This is a genomic window from Oxalobacter paeniformigenes (assembly GCF_027158465.1).
In the GTDB taxonomy this organism is placed as follows: domain Bacteria; phylum Pseudomonadota; class Gammaproteobacteria; order Burkholderiales; family Burkholderiaceae_D; genus Oxalobacter; species Oxalobacter paeniformigenes.
The window spans coordinates 254845-273676 of record NZ_JAMKYL010000001.1 but is presented as its reverse complement, the minus strand read 5'-3'; the positions used below and the strand labels follow the sequence as shown (position 1 = coordinate 273676).

General features: G+C 54.9%; 17 protein-coding genes and 1 riboswitch. Of the genes, 8 read left to right on the top strand and 9 right to left on the bottom strand.

The window, feature by feature from the left end:
• Positions 1 to 91 precede the first annotated feature (91 nt).
• Positions 92 to 1171, top strand: coding sequence for a substrate-binding domain-containing protein (locus tag NAI64_RS01275; protein ID WP_269297015.1), 1080 nt, complete (start codon positions 92 to 94; stop codon positions 1169 to 1171).
• Positions 1172 to 1183: 12 nt separating this feature from the next.
• On the opposite strand, the gene apbC is transcribed toward NAI64_RS01275, so the two are convergent.
• On the bottom strand, positions 1184 to 2269 hold the full coding sequence (gene apbC / locus NAI64_RS01270; RefSeq protein WP_269297013.1) for an iron-sulfur cluster carrier protein ApbC: 1086 nt from the start codon (positions 2267 to 2269) through the stop codon (positions 1184 to 1186).
• 111 nt (positions 2270 to 2380) lie between these two features.
• Here apbC and metG point away from each other — a divergent pair, with 111 nt between their 5' ends.
• The 5 genes from metG (at position 2381) to panC (ending at position 6981) form a co-directional block, all read left to right on the top strand.
• Positions 2381 to 4465: a methionine--tRNA ligase gene (gene metG, locus NAI64_RS01265; RefSeq protein WP_269297011.1), complete on the top strand. Its 2085-nt coding sequence runs from the start codon at positions 2381 to 2383 to the stop codon at positions 4463 to 4465.
• A 9-nt stretch (positions 4466 to 4474) separates the two neighbouring features.
• Positions 4475 to 4954 carry a GNAT family N-acetyltransferase gene (locus NAI64_RS01260; protein ID WP_269297009.1) on the top strand — a complete coding sequence of 160 codons (480 nt, stop codon included), beginning with the start codon at positions 4475 to 4477 and terminating at the stop codon, positions 4952 to 4954.
• A gap of 66 nt (positions 4955 to 5020) precedes the next feature.
• Positions 5021 to 5215: a hypothetical protein gene (locus NAI64_RS01255; RefSeq protein ID WP_269297007.1), complete on the top strand. Its 195-nt coding sequence runs from the start codon at positions 5021 to 5023 to the stop codon at positions 5213 to 5215.
• 5 nt (positions 5216 to 5220) lie between these two features.
• Positions 5221 to 6072, top strand: a complete 852-nt coding sequence (locus tag NAI64_RS01250; RefSeq protein WP_269297005.1) for a segregation and condensation protein A — start codon at positions 5221 to 5223, stop codon at positions 6070 to 6072.
• Positions 6073 to 6141: 69 nt separating this feature from the next.
• Positions 6142 to 6981 (top strand): pantoate--beta-alanine ligase, encoded by an 840-nt coding sequence (panC, locus tag NAI64_RS01245; protein ID WP_269297003.1) that lies wholly within the window; start codon positions 6142 to 6144, stop codon positions 6979 to 6981.
• A gap of 74 nt (positions 6982 to 7055) precedes the next feature.
• Here the strand turns inward: panC and NAI64_RS01240 are convergent, their stop codons facing one another.
• Genes NAI64_RS01240 through NAI64_RS01220 form a run of 5 tightly spaced genes read right to left on the bottom strand, consistent with a single transcriptional unit; the run spans position 7056 to position 13680 of the window.
• A complete protein-coding gene (locus tag NAI64_RS01240) occupies positions 7056 to 7952 on the bottom strand; it encodes a cobalamin-binding protein (protein ID WP_331282602.1) in 897 nt (298 codons plus the stop codon).
• Positions 7953 to 7962: 10 nt separating this feature from the next.
• Positions 7963 to 8727 (bottom strand): ABC transporter ATP-binding protein, encoded by a 765-nt coding sequence (locus NAI64_RS01235; RefSeq protein WP_269297001.1) that lies wholly within the window; start codon positions 8725 to 8727, stop codon positions 7963 to 7965.
• On the bottom strand, positions 8718 to 9749 hold the full coding sequence (locus NAI64_RS01230; RefSeq protein ID WP_331282606.1) for a FecCD family ABC transporter permease: 1032 nt from the start codon (positions 9747 to 9749) through the stop codon (positions 8718 to 8720). The genes NAI64_RS01235 and NAI64_RS01230 overlap by 10 nt, the downstream gene beginning before the upstream one ends.
• 41 nt (positions 9750 to 9790) lie before the next feature.
• Entirely contained in the window at positions 9791 to 11725 is a 1935-nt protein-coding gene (locus NAI64_RS01225) for a TonB-dependent receptor domain-containing protein (RefSeq protein ID WP_269296997.1), read from the bottom strand.
• Between the two features lie 44 nt (positions 11726 to 11769).
• Positions 11770 to 13680: a TonB-dependent receptor plug domain-containing protein gene (locus tag NAI64_RS01220; RefSeq protein WP_269296995.1), complete on the bottom strand. Its 1911-nt coding sequence runs from the start codon at positions 13678 to 13680 to the stop codon at positions 11770 to 11772.
• Between the two features lie 144 nt (positions 13681 to 13824).
• Positions 13825 to 14063, bottom strand: a riboswitch (cobalamin riboswitch).
• 181 nt (positions 14064 to 14244) lie between these two features.
• Here NAI64_RS01220 and NAI64_RS01215 point away from each other — a divergent pair.
• Entirely contained in the window at positions 14245 to 15174 is a 930-nt protein-coding gene (locus tag NAI64_RS01215) for an MBL fold metallo-hydrolase (protein ID WP_269296993.1), read from the top strand.
• A 297-nt stretch (positions 15175 to 15471) separates the two neighbouring features.
• Here NAI64_RS01215 and NAI64_RS01210 read toward each other — a convergent pair whose 3' ends face one another.
• On the bottom strand, positions 15472 to 16299 hold the full coding sequence (locus NAI64_RS01210; RefSeq protein ID WP_269296991.1) for a hypothetical protein: 828 nt from the start codon (positions 16297 to 16299) through the stop codon (positions 15472 to 15474).
• A 146-nt stretch (positions 16300 to 16445) separates the two neighbouring features.
• Entirely contained in the window at positions 16446 to 16739 is a 294-nt protein-coding gene (locus NAI64_RS01205) for a KGG domain-containing protein (protein WP_269296989.1), read from the bottom strand.
• Positions 16740 to 17203: 464 nt separating this feature from the next.
• On the opposite strand from NAI64_RS01205, the gene NAI64_RS01200 reads away from it, so the two are divergent.
• Positions 17204 to 18064, top strand: a complete 861-nt coding sequence (locus tag NAI64_RS01200) for a Crp/Fnr family transcriptional regulator (RefSeq protein WP_269296987.1) — start codon at positions 17204 to 17206, stop codon at positions 18062 to 18064.
• A 53-nt stretch (positions 18065 to 18117) separates the two neighbouring features.
• Here the strand turns inward: NAI64_RS01200 and ybgF are convergent, their stop codons facing one another.
• Positions 18118 to 18831, bottom strand: a complete 714-nt coding sequence (gene ybgF, locus NAI64_RS01195) for a tol-pal system protein YbgF (protein ID WP_269296984.1) — start codon at positions 18829 to 18831, stop codon at positions 18118 to 18120.
• Position 18832: the final 1 nt, after the last annotated feature.

Here is an 18832-nt window from a genome sequence, read left to right as displayed (position 1 = left end):
CTGAATTTAAGAGGCTATAAGCTATTTTTTGCATATATGTAAATTCAGAGTAATATGAAATACAATACAAAATGTGTATAATTTTCACTATATGTACAAAGTTTCCATAGAGCCACACTGGCGAATCGCCTACGGCAAGAAGCCGTCCATCGATACGGCAATGCTGTTGCGCTTACTTGACTCGATACAGACCGAAGGCGCCATTTTGCAGGCGGCCAAGGGATTGGGCTTGTCTTACCGGCATGCCTGGGGACTTTTGCGCGAGGCGGAATCCGTTTTCGGAACGCCGCTGCTTGAAAAACACCGTGGGCGCGGCACAACACTGACGCGTTTCGCCACCACTTTGCTCTGGGCAGAAAAGCGTATCGCGGCACGTCTGTCCCCTACACTGGAAACCCTTTCATCCGAGCTGGAAACCGAACTGGCCAAAAGTGTGCTGGGCAATAACCGGACGATCCGGTTGTGTGCAAGCCACGGATTCGCGATTTCCACGCTGATGGAACATATCAACCGTCTTGAACTGCCCATCAAGCTGCGTTACCAGAACAGCATGGAAGCACTCGCCACCCTGGCGCAGGGAGACTGCGAGATCGCCGGCTTCCACCTGCCGGTCAATGTCTATGAAGACAGTGTTCTGCAACTTTACCTGCGATTCCTTTCGCGTGAAGACCATTGCCTCATCCATCTTGCGAACCTCAAGCAGGGGCTTCTGATCGCCAAAGGCAACCCGAAACGTATCCTGTCCTTCAAGGATCTGACACGCAACGATATCCGTTTCGTCAACCGCCAGATCGGTTCGGGCACACGACAGGTACTTGAAACCCTGCTGTCAAAAAACAAGATCGATTCCTCGCACATCAACGGATTCGAAACGACCGAATTCACCCATGCGGCCGTTGCGGCCTACATCGCCAGCAACATGGCCGATGTCGGGTTCGGTGTCGAAACAGCAGCACACCGTTTCGGGCTGGATTTCGTTCCCCTGGTCGAGGAACGCTATTTCTTCGCCATCGCACGTGACACGCTGGAAAGCAACACCATCCGCGAAATGCTTTCTATCATGCGCAGTGGCGAATTCATACAGGAAATCAATCAGCTGGGCGGTTACGACGCGACGGAAACCGGAAAAATACACACCGTCAGCGACGTGTTCCGGCTGGCCGACGTATAACCGCCCCCTGCATCACGGAACGACTTTCACCGGCGGGAACATCCCGGTCATGTCCTTCGGCTTTTTCGCCACACATGCCGCCAGTTCGCATGCGATATCCCTGAACACCCGTCCGATCAGCCCGTCCGGTTCCGCCAGCACGATCGGCCGTCCCGCATCGGTCTGTTCACGCACCGCAATATTGAGCGGTATGCTGCCCAGTGAATCCACGCCATACATCTCGCTCATCACCTTGCCGCCGTCCTTGCCGAAAATATGCTCTATCTGTCCGCAATGCGAGCAGACATACGACCCCATATTTTCGACGATACCCAGAATATCCACACCCATTTTCTGGAACATCATCAACCCCTTGCGTGCATCGAGCACCGCGACATCCTGTGGCGTCGTCACGACAACGGCACCCGTCAACGGCGCTTTCTGAGACAAGGTCATCTGGATATCCCCGGTTCCCGGTGGCATATCGATCAGCAAATAATCGAGATCGTCCCACCGGGTCTGCTGCAACAACTGCATGAGCGCCTGCGTCATCATCGGCGCACGCCATGCCAGCGGCTGGACCGAGTCCATCATGAAACCGATCGACATCAGTTGCAGACCATACTGGCAAACCGGATCGAAATGTTCACCGTCGGAGGACGTCGGTTTTTCGGAAATCCCCATGATCGTCGGCTGTGAAGGCCCGTAAATATCGGCATCGAGAACGCCGACACGTGCCCCCTGCGCCGCAAGCGCCAGCGCCACATTGGCCGTTACCGTCGATTTGCCGACCCCCCCTTTTCCGGAAGAAACGGCAATGATGTTTTTCACACCCGGCATGGGTTTGGCGCCATGCTGGACGGCATGGGTGATGATTTTCGTCGTGACATCGACCGTTATCCTGCCGATTCCGGGAACCTGTTGCAATGCCGCCGTCACACGGTTCCGGATGAATGCATGCATGCTCGCGACAGGATAGCCCAGCTCGATGACCAGCGAGACATCATTTCCCGCAATACTGATATCACGAACCCATTTCGCGCTGACATAATCGGTTTTCAGATACTCATCCACAACCGCCGAAAGCGCGTTGCAGACCGTTTCCGTCGTAATGGACATGTTTTCTCCTTTCAATGGAAAGTGAAGTCTAACGCAAATGCACAAAAGATGCGCGTATCGCATCACAGGACTGGTAAAATGGTGTTTTATCGTCTATTTCCATTATTCATCATGTCACGAAAGCTGTTTGTCACCACTGCACTGCCATACGCCAACGCACCGTTTCATATCGGCCACATCATGGAATATATCCAGGCCGACATCTGGGTCCGTTTCCAGCGAATGCAGGAAGATGAAGGGAAACCGCGCGAAGTCCATTTCGTCGGTGCCGACGACGTCCACGGCGCGCCCATCATGATCGCAGCCGAAAAAGCCGGCAAAACCCCCCGTGAATTCGTGGCGGAAATCGCCGCCGGACGCGCCGCTCCGTTAAACGGCTTTCTGATCAGTTTCGACAACTGGCACTCGACCGACGGCCCGGAAAACCATGAGCTTTCTTGCGAAATCTACCGCCGTCTCAAGGCCAAGGGTCTGATCGCCACACGCACGATCGAACAATTCTTCGATCCGGTCAAACAAATGTTCCTGCCGGACCGTTACATCAAGGGCGAATGTCCGAAATGCGGCGCAAAAGACCAGTATGGCGATACCTGCGAAGTCTGCAGCAGCGTCTATACGCCGACGGAGCTGAAAAATCCCTATTCCGTCCTCACCGGCGCGACCCCCGTCATGAAACAGTCCGAACACTTCTTTTTCAAACTCTCGGACCCGCAATGCACGGCATTCCTCAAGGAATGGACACTGGGACAAGTCGACGGACATCCTCGCCTGCAAACGGAGGTCGCCAACAAGGCACGTGAATGGCTCGAAGGCAAAGACGGTGACGACAATGCACTGACCGACTGGGACATCAGCCGCGACGCCCCCTATTTCGGTATCGAAATACCGGATGCTCCCGGCAAATATTTCTATGTCTGGCTCGATGCGCCTGTCGGCTATCTGGCTTCGCTGAAAAACTACTTTTCCAAAAAAGGCATCGACTACGACGCCTTCATGGCCGATCCGGACACGGAACAATACCACTTCATCGGCAAGGACATCATTTACTTCCACACCCTGTTCTGGCCGGCCATGCTGCATTTCGCCGACATGCGCGTTCCTAACAACGTATTCGTCCACGGTTTCATCACCGTCGGCGGCGAAAAGATGTCCAAATCCCGCGGTACCGGCATTTCCCCGCTGCGCTATCTCGACATCGGCATGAATCCGGAATGGCTGCGCTACTATCTCGCAGCGAAACTCTCCGACCGTGTCGAAGACATCGACTTCACCGGTGACGACTTCATCGCGCGCGTCAATTCCGATCTGATCGGCAAATACGTCAACATCGCCAGCCGTGCCGCCGGTTTCATCACCAAACGTTTCGGCGGCAAACTGGCTCATGGCTGGACAAGCACACCGGCACCGGTACTCGACACACTGCGCACCGCCTCCGCGGAAATCGCAGACCTGTACGAAAAACGGGAATATGGCCGGGCACTCCGACAGATCATGCATCTGGCCGACGAAGTCAATGCCTACGTCGACGAACACAAACCCTGGGTACTGGCGAAAGACCCGGAAAAAAGCGAAGAACTGCATCAGGTCTGCACCCGACTGCTGGAAGCCTTCCGCATCCTGACGATATATCTCAAGCCCGTCCTTCCCGCAATCGCACAAAAAGTCGAAGCCTTTCTGGACATCGCTCCGTTGCAGTGGACGGACGTATCGCATCCCCTGGCTGACGGCCACGCCATCCGTCCCTACGAACACCTCATGCAACGTGTCGAACAGAAAATGCTCGACGCCCTGTTCGATGCACCGGCGCAGGCTGCGCCAGCGGAAAAAGACACGGCAAGCACACCGGCCATCGAACCGCTTGCAGAACAGATCACCATCGACGACTTCGCCAAAGTCGATATGCGTATCGCGAAAATCGTCGATTGCAGTCTGGTCGAAGGTGCCGACCGTCTCCTCAGACTGACCGTCGATGCCGGAGAAGGCCGTCTGCGCAACATCTTCGCCGGTATCCGTTCGGCCTACCGTCCGGAAGACCTCACCGGCAAACTGACCGTCATCGTCGCCAATCTGGCGCCGCGAAAGATGAAATTCGGCATTTCCGAAGGCATGGTCATGGCCGCTTCCGGCAAAGACGATGCAGGCATCTACATCCTCCAGCCATGGCCGGGCGCCAAACCGGGCATGCGGTTGCGCTAGGACTTTGCCATGAAAATCGTTGTACGCGAAGCATCGCTTGAAGACGCGCCGTTAATCGCGGAACTGACACGAAAAGCATGGGCGGACAAATGTCCGCCCATCTCCGGGGGGCATCACGACACCTGGCAAAAGGTCAATGAAGACCTGCATGCAGGCGGCGCTTTCATCCTGATGGCAGACGATATTCCGGCCGGCTCGCTGCGATGGGCGCCGCTGGATGAAGATGACCATATCTGGAAAATCCGTCGGCTTGGCGTCATACCCGCCTTTTGCGGACAAAATCTCTCCCAGCATCTGATCGAAGCCGTCATTCACCATGCACAGCTGAGTGAAATCGACGAGCTCCGGCTTTTTCTTCACCGATATCTGGAACCGCTGACCAGCCTCTATGAAGCCTATGGTTTCGAGCTGGCGCCCGAAATCGAATTTTCGGCACGGGACTCGATGGACATCTCACCTATCATGATGCGCAGGGTACTGAACCAGTAATCTTCATCGTTATACCGGACAAACATCGACTTGCAAACCGTATCACACGCAAACGAGAATAACGCCATGATTCAATTCAGACTGGACCATCGCTACATTTCCGAACTGGATCGCCTGCTGGCACGCGAACGTGAGAACCGGCCGGATCAACCGACGACCGTCAACGTGCAACAAGAGACGACTTTGCGCAAGCGCCCTGCGGACACCATCGCTTTCAGGCTGGAAAAACGCCGTCCCGAAACGGCACCTCAGGACAAATAACCGTCATGTCCGAATCCAGCCAGACATCCACGTCACCGGCAGCAATCACACAACCGCCCGCCGAAGCGAAAGACACACCCGATATCATCGCCCGGCTATACGGTGAAACCGTCACCGAAATTCCCGATGACCTCTACATTCCGCCCGAAGCGCTGGAAATCTTCCTGGAAGCCTTCGAAGGACCGCTTGATTTGCTGCTCTACCTGATCCGGCGCCAGAATTTCAATATTCTGGACATCCCGATGGCGCAACTCACCTTGCAATACCTGCACTATGTAGATCGCATTCGCGAACGGAAACTGGAACTGGCCGCCGAATATCTGCTCATGGCCGCCATGCTGGTCGAAATCAAGTCTCGCCTGTTGCTGCCGAAAATGAAAACGGAAACCGACGGCGAAGCTGAAGACCCGCGTGCCGAACTGGTACGCCGCCTGCTGGAATACGAACGCATGAAACTGGCCGCCGGCACACTCGACGGTCTGCCCAAATGCGGCAGCGACTTTTTCCTGCCGCAAGCCGCCATTCTCAAAACCGCCGAAAAAAAATGGCCCGCGGTTTCGCCGCATGAACTGCAACTGGCCTTTGCCGAAATCATCCGACGCGCCAAGCTGTCGGCCAGCCATACCGTCGGCAAACAGGAACTCTCCGTCAGGGAACACATGGCCGCCATTCTGCGCAGGCTGCGTGATGTCCGGTTCATCGAGTTTTACGACCTGTTCGACGCGACAACCGGCGTGGCCATGGTCGTCGTCCACTTTCTGGCGCTACTGGAACTCGCCAAAGAGACACTGATCGAAATCACACAAGTCGAGTCAGGCGCACCGATTTATATAAGGTTGACCCGAAACAATAATTGAGCACAGAATACGGCTTTCGACCTTTTTCGTTTTTTTAACCATTATCTTTTCCCGGACTGCCGGCACATCATGAAAGTAGTTACCACCATCGAAGAGCTCCGCAACCAGCTGCGGGGACAATTGCGTACCGCCTTTGTGCCCACCATGGGCAATCTCCACGACGGCCATCTGTCGCTGATGCGGCTTGCCAAAAAACACGGCGATCCTGTTGTCGCCTCCATTTTCGTCAACCGCCTGCAATTCGGGCCGAACGAGGATTTCGACACCTATCCGCGCACTTTCCGCGCCGATGTCGAAAAACTGGAAAAAGAAGGCGTCTATGTCCTGTTCGCTCCGACAGAAAAAGACATGTATCCGGTTCCGCAGGAATTCCGTGTCCAGCCGCCGCAGGAACTGGCCGACATACTCGAAGGCAAATTCCGTCCAGGCTTTTTCAACGGTGTCACCACCGTCTTGCTCAAACTCTTTTCCTGTGTCAATCCGGCCGTCGCCATCTTCGGCAAGAAAGACTACCAGCAGCTGATGGTCGTACGCAGCATGGCACAACAATTCGCCTTGCCGACCAAAATCATCGCCGCCGAAACCTGGCGTGCCGATGATGGCCTGGCCCTGTCGTCACGCAACACCTATCTGACGAAAGAACAGCGAAAAGAAGCGCCGACACTGTACAAAACCCTGCAAAACATCGCCGACAAAATGCATGGCGGCTATCTCGATATCTACAAGCTCGAACAGCATGCCATGGAAGAACTTCGCCAGCGCGGTTGGGTACCGGACTATATCTCCATCCGCAAACAGTCCAACCTGCAACCGCCGACGGCAGGCGAACTGGCTGAAAAAGAACCGCTAGTCGTTCTGGCAGCAGCCAAACTGGGGGAAACCCGTCTGATCGACAATCTGGAAATCTGACCGGCGTCACCGACGACAAAAAGGCAGCCTTCAGGCTGCCTTTTTCATATCCCCATACCCTGTTAAACCCTGCGCTATTTCGCTGCCTGCCTGTTCGCACGTGCCTCATCAAGCGCCTTGCACATCATCTCTGTGCCTGTAATCATCCTCGGCCCGGGACGATCCAGCCAGTCCGGATGAATGGCGAACAGATTGCCGTACCGTACCGCCGAGAGCATCGTATAACGCCGCCAGCCCGCCAACCCGTCATGCGCTCCCATTCCGCGGGTACTGACGATCACTTCCGGATCGGCCGCCAGCACCGCTTCCGTACTGACATGAGGAGCCAGCACTGACAAACCGGCAAACACATTGCGCCCGCCGCACAACCCGATCACTTCATTGACGATATGCTTCCCGTTCAGGGTGAACAACGGGACATCGGATACCTGATAAAACACCCTGACCGGCATCCGGTCGCGATACCGCTTCTTCAAGACTTCCAGCTGTGCCAGCCACCGCCGTGAAACCTGTCGTGCCGCCGCTTCCTTTCCCGCAAGCACACCCAGCCTGACCATATTGTCCGGAATATCCGCCAAACGTTCGGGACGGCTGTGAAAAACCGGAATCCCCGCCTGCCGGAATTTCTCGACCTGTGGCGGCAAACTGCCGCCGCTCCAGACCACCAGCAAATCCGGTTTCAACGTCAGCACCCGCTCCATATCGATTTGCCGGAAATCACCCACCACCGGCAAGGCACGCGCCTGTTCCGGATAATCACTGTGTGATGTCACAGCCACCAGACGATCTCCCGCCCCGATGGCATACACCATCTCAGTGGCATGCGGTGACAGCGACACGATACGTTGCGCCGGATGCGACAGCGTCACGGTATACCCCTCGTCATCGGTGACGCTGACCGCAGCCGTTACCTGCGACACCCACAACAGGAAACATACCCCTGCCATCATCTTGCGCATCATCTGCCACATACGCTTTCCGTCAGAACGTCATAAAAACCTGCCTGCCGTCACACACTGCCGAGCGGACAGGATGACGCAGACAACGCGACAATTTTTCCGTCGTCATCATCGCGGTACAAGTACCCGCTTCCCACTGCCCATCCCCATACAGCAACAACACGTGCGTGGCCACCTGCCACGCCAGATTCAAGTCATGCACTACCGTCACGACCGCCTTCCCGCATTCCCGGCACCATACCGCCATCTGTTGCATCAGCGTGGCCTGATACGCCAGATCCAGCGCAGTAGCCGGTTCATCGAGCAACATCAGCGGCGTATCCTGCGCCAGCAAGGCGGCAATCGCCACACGTTGCCGCTCACCGCCCGACAATGTCCGGACATCACGATCCGCCAGCGCCAGCGCATCCATCTGTTTCAGGGCTGCCACAACCGGCACACAATCCGCTTCCGATTCCCAGATCCTGCCGCCATGCCAAGGAAAACGCGCCGATAAAACCAGATCGAAAACGGAAAAACCGAACGCATCCCGCTGTTTTTGCGGCAAATATCCCCGCATGCGCGCCAGCTCGTCAAACGGCCACGCCGAAAGCATCCTGCCATCAAGCAATACACTGCCCCCATCCGGCACCCGCAACCCCGCCAGCGTCTGCAACAGCGTCGTCTTTCCCGCACCGTTTCGCCCATAGACGAACCAGCATTGTCCCGACGTCACCGTCAGCTCCAGCCCGGAAACCAGCTTTTTCCCGCCTGCCGCCACATCCAGCGAATCGGTTTTCAGTTCCATACCGTCCGGCTCCGGTAAAGCTGATACAGGAAAACGGGTACCCCGATCAGCGATGTCACGACACCGACAGGCAACTGGACAGGCGCGCACAGCGTCCGTGCGAGCGTATCGGCCAGCACCAGAAAAAAACCACCACTTAACAAGGCGGCCGGCAACAGAAAACGGTGATCCGGTCCCCACATCATCCGGCAGGCATGCGGCACGATCAGCCCGACGAAGCCAACATTGCCCGCCATCGTCACCGCCGCTGCCGTCAGCAACGCCCCACCGGCAAACAGTTCCCGTCTGAGCGAAGATGTCCTGACCCCCAGCGTTTGCGCCATATCGGCATGCAAGGCCAGCAAATCGATAGCCGGTGACACCTGCCATGCCCTGCAAAACACCAGCGCGACCAGCAAGGCCAACGCAACATTGAACGTCGCACCCGACAAATCGCCGACCAGCCAGAAAACCATCCCGCGCAAATCATGATCCGGCGCAACCGTCAGCAAAAGCGTCACCACCGCCCCGCAACCGAATGCCAGAATCACCCCGGTCAACAGCAAACGGGACGAACCATCTTCCGATGCGAAATCCCGTCTGGTCAACGCATACAACACCATCGCAACCGCCAGCGCACCGCAAAAAGCCACCACACTGACCGTCCACAACAACGCCGACACGAACAGCATCGCCAGCGCCCCAACAGAAGCGCCGCCTGAGACCCCCAATATATACGGATCGGCCAATGGATTGCGCAGCAGCGCCTGCATCAGACACCCGGAAAGCGCCAGTGCGGCGCCCGTCAGAAAAGCACACGACGCACGTTCCAGCCGCAAGCCCAGTATCACCGCCGCCAGTGATTCACGCCTGCCGGATACAAGCTCCATCAAAGCTTCCGGCAAAACGCGAAACGACAAATCCGCCGAACCCAGCAGACAGGAAAACAACATAACCGCAACCGACAGGCATAACAAAACCGGCAGCCAGACTATCGGCGACCGCCGTGCGTTCACTAAATGGGAAGCGCCATATCCCGGCATCATCCGGCCTCCGGAAAATTCGAAAACACCATTTTACATCCCTACATCTTCAGGCTCACGCCGACATAAACGCCTCTGCCGGGCTGGTTATAGCCATATACTGTCTCATAATCCCGGTCGAACAGATTCTCGATCCGTCCGTACAGGGACACTTCCTGCGATATCCGGTAGCGTACATCCAGACTCGCCAGCCAGTACGACGGCAAATCATGACCGCTGTCGGTACGTTCTCCCGTATATTGCACACTGCCGCCTGCATACCATCGTCCCGACGTCCGAGACACATTGACAGACGCCAGCCGCCGCGCCCGACGCAACAGGGTTTCCCCTGTCGAACAATCTTCCGGATCCTGAAGCGTCACGGCCCCATCCACATCCAGTCCCGCCAGTACCGTCCGTCCGGTCAACTCCAGCCCGCGATTGCGCGCCTTGCCGATATTCATGTAGCGCAAATCCGAATCGAAGTCGATCAGATCACGCGTGTACCATGCAAATGCCGTCAGCCGTACCCGCGTCACCCCTGCGGCATATTCGATACCGACATCGCCCGCACGGGACGTTTCCGCCTTCAACTGCGTATTGCCGTACATCGGGTTATACAACTGGTACAGGCTTGGCGCGAGAAACGAAGACGAAACCGACGTCGTCAGTTTCCAATCCTGCGCCAACCGCCATGCATACCCCAGATACCCCGCCCATTCCGAACCGGCATCGTCGACCTGATCGTAACGGACATTCGCCTGCCAGTCGTGCATCCCTGTCTTGCCCGATACACCGCCGTACAGACTGTACCGGTTGCGGCTCGACACACTGTCCATCCCGTTCTTGCCGGACTCGGAACGCTCATGTGCCACATCGGCGCCAGCTGTCGCGCTCCAGTCACCGGACAAGGCCACATCGTTTTGCCACTGCAACAACGTATGTTCCGTCCTGGAATCCGAAGTCCCGTTCGGGTCATACGCTGGCAACATCGTCCCGCCCCATTGCACGGGCGGTCTGACCAGACCGTTTTTCGTCTCATAATGCCGGTCGATCTCCATGCGTGAGAGCGTCACGCTCGACAACCAGTCCGCCGTCATGCGCTTTTTGCCATACAGCGCGCCGACCCACTGCCGGTTTTCGCCCGTATTGATTTCATCCGGCCCGCTGCCGACATCGTAATCATAGCGAGCGTCGCTGAAATACCACCTCGCGCCGATCTCGCCATCCGTACCGAAACGGTGCGACAGACTGCTGCTGATCGTATCGAGCCGGTCGCCGTCCCTGTCGTCATTGACCAGCGGATTTTTCGAGGACGACATCGTGGAAAAACCGTCCGTCTCCGAATGAACGGCCGAGAGCGAAAACCGCGTATCGTTCACCCTGCCGGAAACACCCGCTCCCATTCGGGACGTATCGCGGCTGCCATATTCCCCGAACAGGCGTACCGAAGGCTTGCCCTCGCCCTGCTTCGTGAAAATCCGGATCACACCGCCGGACGCACCGCCCCCGTAAATGGCGGTCACATCGCCTCGCACCACCTCGATACGCTCGATCTGGTCCGGCTGGAGATGACTGAGCAAGGCCGCAGACCCCATCACGGAACCGTCGTTGACCGGCACCCCGTCGATCTGCACCAGCACACGGTTGGCATTGCTGCCCCGCATATAAACCGACGTGACCATCCCGGGACCACCCATCCGGTCGAACTCGACACCCGCTTCACTGCGCAAAATGGACGGCAAATCGGCCAGCCGCCTGTTTTGAATAGCCTCCGCGGTAATGACCGTCGTCGAAGCAATTGCGTTTTCTTCCAGCCGTTCGCCACGCGAAGCCGTCACCACCACCGGCGAGAGCATCACATCTTCTTCACGGCTTTCCTGCGCAAGCGCATCCGGCGTCACACCGCCTGCCAGAAACGGCAACAAGACACAGAAAAAACCGGTTCGCCGGCCAAAGCCGACAAACCGGTTTTCGTATCGGTGTGTACCAGACATTTCCCCTGCCGCTTTCCATTTTCCGAACAGGGGCATATTCTATCCTACATCTTCACATTCACACCGACATAGGCCGCACGGTCCATTTCGTTATATCCCCAAGTTGTCTCATATTCACGGTCAAACAGATTTTCGATACGGGCATACAACGACACGTTTTTGTTGATGTTATAACGTGCATCGAGATTGACCAACCAATAAGATGACAACTCATATCGCCCCGCATAATCATAGCGATGTGTATTGTATTGAACATCACCACCGAAATACCATGAACCGATTGTCTTGGATACATTCAGTGAACCGAACCATCTGGATCGTTTGGGAAGCTGTTTATCTTCTTCCCTGTCTTTTGGATTTTGCCACGTCAAATTGGCAGCTACATCCATCCCCAGAATATCCGTCATCATGTTCAATTCCACACCTGTGCTTTTAGCTCGACCAATATTGGTATACCGATTATTTACCGAACTGATCAAATTGCGTGTATGCCATTCAAAAACGGTTAAACGAACCAGATCTTTTCCCTGAGCATATTGAATTCCTGCTTCGTAATTGGTCGAATGTTCCGACTCAAGATTTTCATTATTGCTACCCCATTGCGGGTTATAAAGTTGATCGAGTGTCGGTGCCAGAAATGATGTGGATACACTGGCCAATAATTTCCATGAAGGTGTCAGATTGTAACCATATCCAAGAAACCCTGTTGTATCAGAATCCGTGTCTTCTACATGATCATAGCGAACGTTGGCCTGCAAACTGTGTGCGCCGATATTTCCAAGCACTCCTGCATAGGCACTATACCTGTCACGATCCACATTGAAACTCGATGAACCGCCATAACCAATTCTTGCTTCATCTGAGCCAACATCCACGCCTGCCGTCAACGTCCAGTCCGAAGAAAGTGCAATCCTGTTTTCCCATTGCAACAACTTTGAATCACTTTCATACTTGTTACGATAGCCCATATCATATCCCCACAGTTTGTCATTATCTATCACATCATAATGACGTTCTACATTCGTATATGAAAATGTCAAAGTAGACAACCAGTCCTGCGTAAAGCGGTTCTTGCTATACAGTGCCGTTGTTAATGCCTTTGCTTTTCCTGAAGCCTCTTCATTCGGTCCGTTTTGTGCATCATAATCAAACTTGGCATCATACATATATAATCTGGCACCGATTTCATGATCTTTATTCAGGCGCTGTGATACTGCAGCATTGACACTAACATTTCTGTCATAATCATCATCCGAATTAACAGTCGAATCTTTTGAGGCATTCATGGCAGAAAAACCGTCAGTCCGGTAACGTGTCGCCGACAATGCAAAACTCGTTCCGCCCTCCGTTTTTCCTGAAATACCTGCACCGATCTTGGTCGTATCATGCGAGCCGTATTCCGCAAACACATTAGCCGTCGGTTTACCCGTACCTTGCTTGGTAAAAATCTGGATCACACCGCCTATAGCGCCCGAGCCATAAATAGCGGAAACATTGCCGCGAACCACTTCGATATGGTCGATCTGGTCAGGCTGGATATGTGACAATATTCCTGCTGTTCCCGCATCTGTTGTGTCCCTTATAGGAATTCCGTCAAGCAATACGAGAACATGTCTGGATTCAGTCCCCCTCATAAACAGAGATACAGGCTGTCCAGCACCACCCGTTCTGGCGAACTCAATCCCTGCCTCGCTTCTCAGCAATGACGGCAAATCGGCGAGTTTCTTGTTCTGGATCGTCTCGGACGAAATCACGGTCGTGCTGGGAATGGCATCCTTTTGCAGCTGTTCGACACGCGAGGCCGTCACGACGACAGGTTCAAGCGTTTTTTCTTCGGATTCAACGATTTCCTGCGCATAGGCGGAACCTGCAAAACAGCAGGCCAGCGCGGAAACGAGCAAAAGCGGTCTGATCGCCATACGACGACGGCGACGATCTGAAACGTGGGGATACATGAATTGTTTATTCCATTTGCATACTTCGAGCCGGCGACCCCGCCGGACTCTCGTCCATCAACGTGCCACGGGAAGCGGAAAAAAGAAAAACACCGGAGAAATGAAAAACTGACGGTACGTCTTGCGGCATTCCCCGTCCGCGGCACAACCTTTTTCGTTCGGGCCGGTATCCGGGCTACAGGTTTTCGGTATCTCACCGAAACCGGCCGTCCTGCCTTCCCATGCACAAGGCACAGTGGCGCGGATGGACGGCGTGTTCCCTCATCGGAACACCTGCTTACCGTTGCGGGGGCAGCACACGTTGGCCGAAACTTGCGGCTTCGTGTTTCCCGTTTAACTGCACATCAGACAGATATGCGAGCACCAGAACGGCGACATTGTAAACGCGACCTTTAAAACCGTGCGAAATCCGGTCATACAAAGCGCGTTTTTTTGGCGGACTGCGTCAAAAAACATACACTATCGAACTGTAAACCACCGAAACACCTTTCTGCGGCACAAATGCATCCCGACGCCATCCTCAGCCATACAAGGTAAAATAGCGGCGACAAGGAGTTTCCGGACATGCATTTTTCCAACCTCAAAGGTAATTTCCGCAAGCCCGCAGGAAGCCAGACACTCAAATGGCTCCTCGGCTGGCATGATGAAAAACGCCCGAAATCGCCTGCCACCGGTGTGGCGATTCCTTATGTGGCAAACGACGGTCGTGCGCTCAGACGCTCGGTTTCCGATACCCTGACCTGGATCGGACAGGCATCCTTTCTCATCCAGCTCGGCGGCAAAAACCTGCTGATCGACCCGGTCCTTTCCCGCTCCCTCGGTTTCATCAAGCGCAATTCTCCACCCGGACTGGACTGGCCGGCCATGCCGAAAATCGATGTGGTATTCATCACCCACAACCACCGCGACCATATGGATGCACCGACACTCAAGCGTATCGGCCCCGCTCCGGTCTATGTCGTCCCGAAAGGACTGGGCAAATGGTTTTTGCACAACGGTTTTCCGCGCGTCGTCGAAATGGGCTGGTGGCAAGAAGAATCCATCGAGGGACTGGACGTGACCTTCGTCCCGGCGGAACACTGGAGCCGCCGCTCCCTGACGGATATCAACACCAGCTGGTGGGGCGGCTATGTCATCGCGCGCAACGGACTGCGCATCTACCATTGCGGCGATACCGGCTGGTTCGACGGCTTTTCGCAAATCGCACAACGCTTTCCCGACATTCATGCCGCCATGATGCCGACAGGCGCCTATGCTCCGCGCTGGTTCATGCGCGCCCAGCATATCGACCCTGAAGAAGCCGTCAAGGCATTCAAAATCATCGGTGCAAGACAATTCGTCGGCATGCACTGGGGAACCTTCAAACTCTCGGACGAACCGCTGGACGAACCGATGCACGTTCTGCCGGAAATCTGGGAAAAAGAAGAACTGGAACGCTCACGCCTCGAAACCGGCACGCTTGGCAAGATAGTGCGTCTTGATACACTGGCATAACCCTGGCATCCGGCCTTTCACGCACCTGAAGGCCTGCATGCCGTCAACTGCCGCAATGTCTGCCATTGCGGCGCTTCAGTATCCGAACGGACTGCCCTTCATTGACGAATCGCACCGTAACGGTCTTCTCGTCAGGCAAGGGCATTCCATACGATTCATGTGCAGTGCCAACACTTCCGGTCCCGCCTCGGAAGCATCGTTTCCGAGCCGCTGCCGCAGAGTCACCCGTCTGTACAACGTATCGTGACTCGCGACAAGACAGACATCGGCACTCTCCTGCCTGAATACCCGATCTTGTCAGGCCATGCGGGAGTACCCTTTTTTGTACGGCATGCGACGGGCGACATACCGCGCCCCCATCACCCCGCCACACACACTGACGATCAGTGAAAACGCCACACCGACGAACACCATCCATGCAGCCGCCGTCACAGCTTTGACCAGCTGTTCAGGTGAAAGCAGCGGTTCGGCCGCAATGACAGTCGAACTGCCAATCTGATCCATGGCATCGTCGACAATAGTTGATGCACGTGATGCCGTGATACCGTGCGAAGTCAAATAGGCCTCCGCTTCCTTTCGCTGTCCCGCCAGCAAATACTGTTGCAACTGCTGCAAACCTGCGGCATCCAGCTCATTGCCCAGTTCCTGTTGCAAACCGGAAACCACAACAGGTGGCACGTTCACCACCGTACCGGAATACACGATCGTCGTATTGGCTGCGGCAAACATACCATTGAGTATCGTACCGGCTGTCGTCGACAATATCAGCGCAAACAGCAACACCGAAACCGCCCAGTTGACTGCACCGTACAAGGCGCCATCCCCCCTTCTTCTCGATCCCGAAAAACGGGCGGCAAAAAACCCTCCGGCAAATGCCGAAACCAGCAGGGAAACCATCGCCCACAACATCGGACCGAACGATGCGCTTTCACCCGAATACACACCGCTCATGGAAGAAAGACCACCGGCAAATCCCAACAGCCCCAGCATTGCCTGAACGGCAATACCGACTACCACACCCGCAAAAATGGCACTCCACCTTATCCCGTAAAATACCATCTGTTTCGTTTCATTAACCGTCATACGGTCGTCAATTGTCTGTTCCTCGATTCTGACTGCAGTCATTTCGCTCTCCTTTTGCGGCTCGCCTGTTATCGCGACCATTCGGAACATGCAATATCCGACATGCCCTGCCCCTGACTGGCACGATATCTGTTCGACGTTGTGCTCACTCATTGCGACGACAAAAAGCAACGACACACGGCCGCTGCTCAATCCGTCGTCACCACGGTTTCCTGCAAAGCCTGACGGATACCATTGGTACCACCCTTGCGGCCGATTTCCGCCATATGCTTGCGATCCCGACTGACAGCCGCACCTCCCTTGCGACCTGCCGCACGCGCTTCTTCCGAGGTGAACTGATGTGCCGTTCCCTTGGCATGAGCTGCCTTGCCCCCCATACTGGCGATAGCACGCTGCTTTTCCGGATCCATGGCGGCAAAACCGCGTTTGGACGGCCTGCCGCCTCGTGCAACTTCCCTTCGGTTTTTCGATGGTGAAACCATAATGACCTCCTGTTGTAAAACCTGCTGCATTCGTAAACGAACCGGATAAATACCCAACCGCTCGCCTGCCGATAAGCCTTTCACTTGCCGGCAAAGCGACCATGAGGATTTTGAGAGAGGTCACCCGCAAAAGTTCCTGCCCGGATGAAAATTTAGTTTTTTCAATAAAAACAACAATATAAAGGTATATTGCACATCAAGCGATCCTGTTTTTCCCCAAAAAATTTCCGATACCGCACTGCCGTGACCGCCCCCTTCATCAATCTGTCGGAATATTCCTACATACCGCTCATTTTTCCGACAGCGAGATTCAGCTTTCACCGATATTCACTCATCCGTCAAATTGACATAATGCAAACAGCATCATGAATGTCATACGGAAACAATCATCATGCAAACCGTTGTTTGGCCAGCCTTTTTGCTGAACGACACCCGTCCATCATATCCAATCGGGAGTATCTGCCATGTTTGCAACCCACCCAACCCCATCCTTCCAGGAATCCGCCAATTCCCTCTCACGTGAAGCCGGCCGGCAAAAAAACGGAAAACTCTGGTCAAATCTTGCTGAAGTCTGTTCGCTTCTGCGTATTCCGGCACCAGCCGGCACACCGTCTGCCGGTGAAGACGTTCTGTTCCAGCACGTCCAATTCAAGACCGGCCAACGGATACACACCATCGGCCAGCCGTTCGAAATGCTTTACATCGTCAATTCAGGATTTCTCAAAACCGTCATGATCGACGAACTGGGCAACGAACAGGTGCTTTCCTTCCCGATGAAATCCGATTTGCTGGGTGTCGACGGTATCCACAACCGTTTCCATACCTCCGAAGCCGTTGCCTTGTCCGATTGCGACCTGATTCTGGTCCCGTTCAAGAAACTGACTTCGCTTGGCAAAACCTATCCTGAACTGGAACATGCCATGTATGGCGTCATGAGCCGCGAACTGATCCGTGAACAAGCGATGATCTGCATGCTCGGTACCCTCTCGGCAGAAGGTCGTGTCGCACGTTTTCTGGTCTCCCTGTCCGACCGTTTCGCACAAATGGGCTATTCACACCGTATCTTCAACCTGCGCATGACACGGCATGAAATAGGAAGCTATATCGGCCTGACTCTGGAAACCGTCAGCCGCACACTCTCGGCACTCCACGATATCGGCTGGATCAGCGTCGATCAGAAAACCATCGAAATCCGGGACCTGAATGCCCTTCGCCTTCTGCGTCGCCTGCCGACAGCCCGTGTACGCAAGGAAAAGAAAACGACAGATACCGCTGTCGCCGTCCATGCCAGGCATACCCGTGCAGGCCAGTACGCCACCGTATAAACAAAAAAAGGGGATCGACCGATCCCCTTTTCCAGATACGTACCTTCCTGTTTTCAACCCAGTTTGGCCAACCGCTCTTTCGCTCCCTTGGCTGCCTCCGACTTGGGATACTTCTTAACAAGTTCCGACAGGGTCTTTTTTGCCGCATCGATATCCTGCAAACCGAGCTGGCAACTTGCCATATTGAGCATAGCATCCGGGGTTATCACATTTTTCGGATAACGCCTGACCACAGCTGACTGGTTCTTCAGCGCATTCTTGTAATCTCCCTGCAAATAATAGGCATTGCCCAGCTGGTACTGGGCCTTGGCCAGCAAATGGGACTTGGGGAAATTCTTCATGAATTCGCCATACGCCGTAACTGCGCCCTTGTAATTTCCTGCTGCAAACAATTCCTCAGCCTTGTTGAAAGACTGAACCTCATCCGCCTCGACCGTAACCGCCTGACCGTTCACCGTCATTTGTTGCGGTTCCAGCTTTTTCAGACGGGTATCCAGATCCAGATAAAAATCCTTCTGCCGGTTTTCCAGCGTCGTGATCTGATTGGTCAACACTTCGATCTGGCCACGCAATTTCGCGATTTCATCACGCAACGCTTCATTCTGGTTCGCGACGACAAGCAGGCTGGCCTTGTCTGCCTTTTCCTGCTCGACTTCCTTCATCTTGTCACGCATATCCAGAATATGACGGCGAGCCTCGTCATCCTCGAACAGGCCGGCGCTGGCCTGTTGCACAGGCAATACCGCGCAACAGGCAAACAAAGCCATC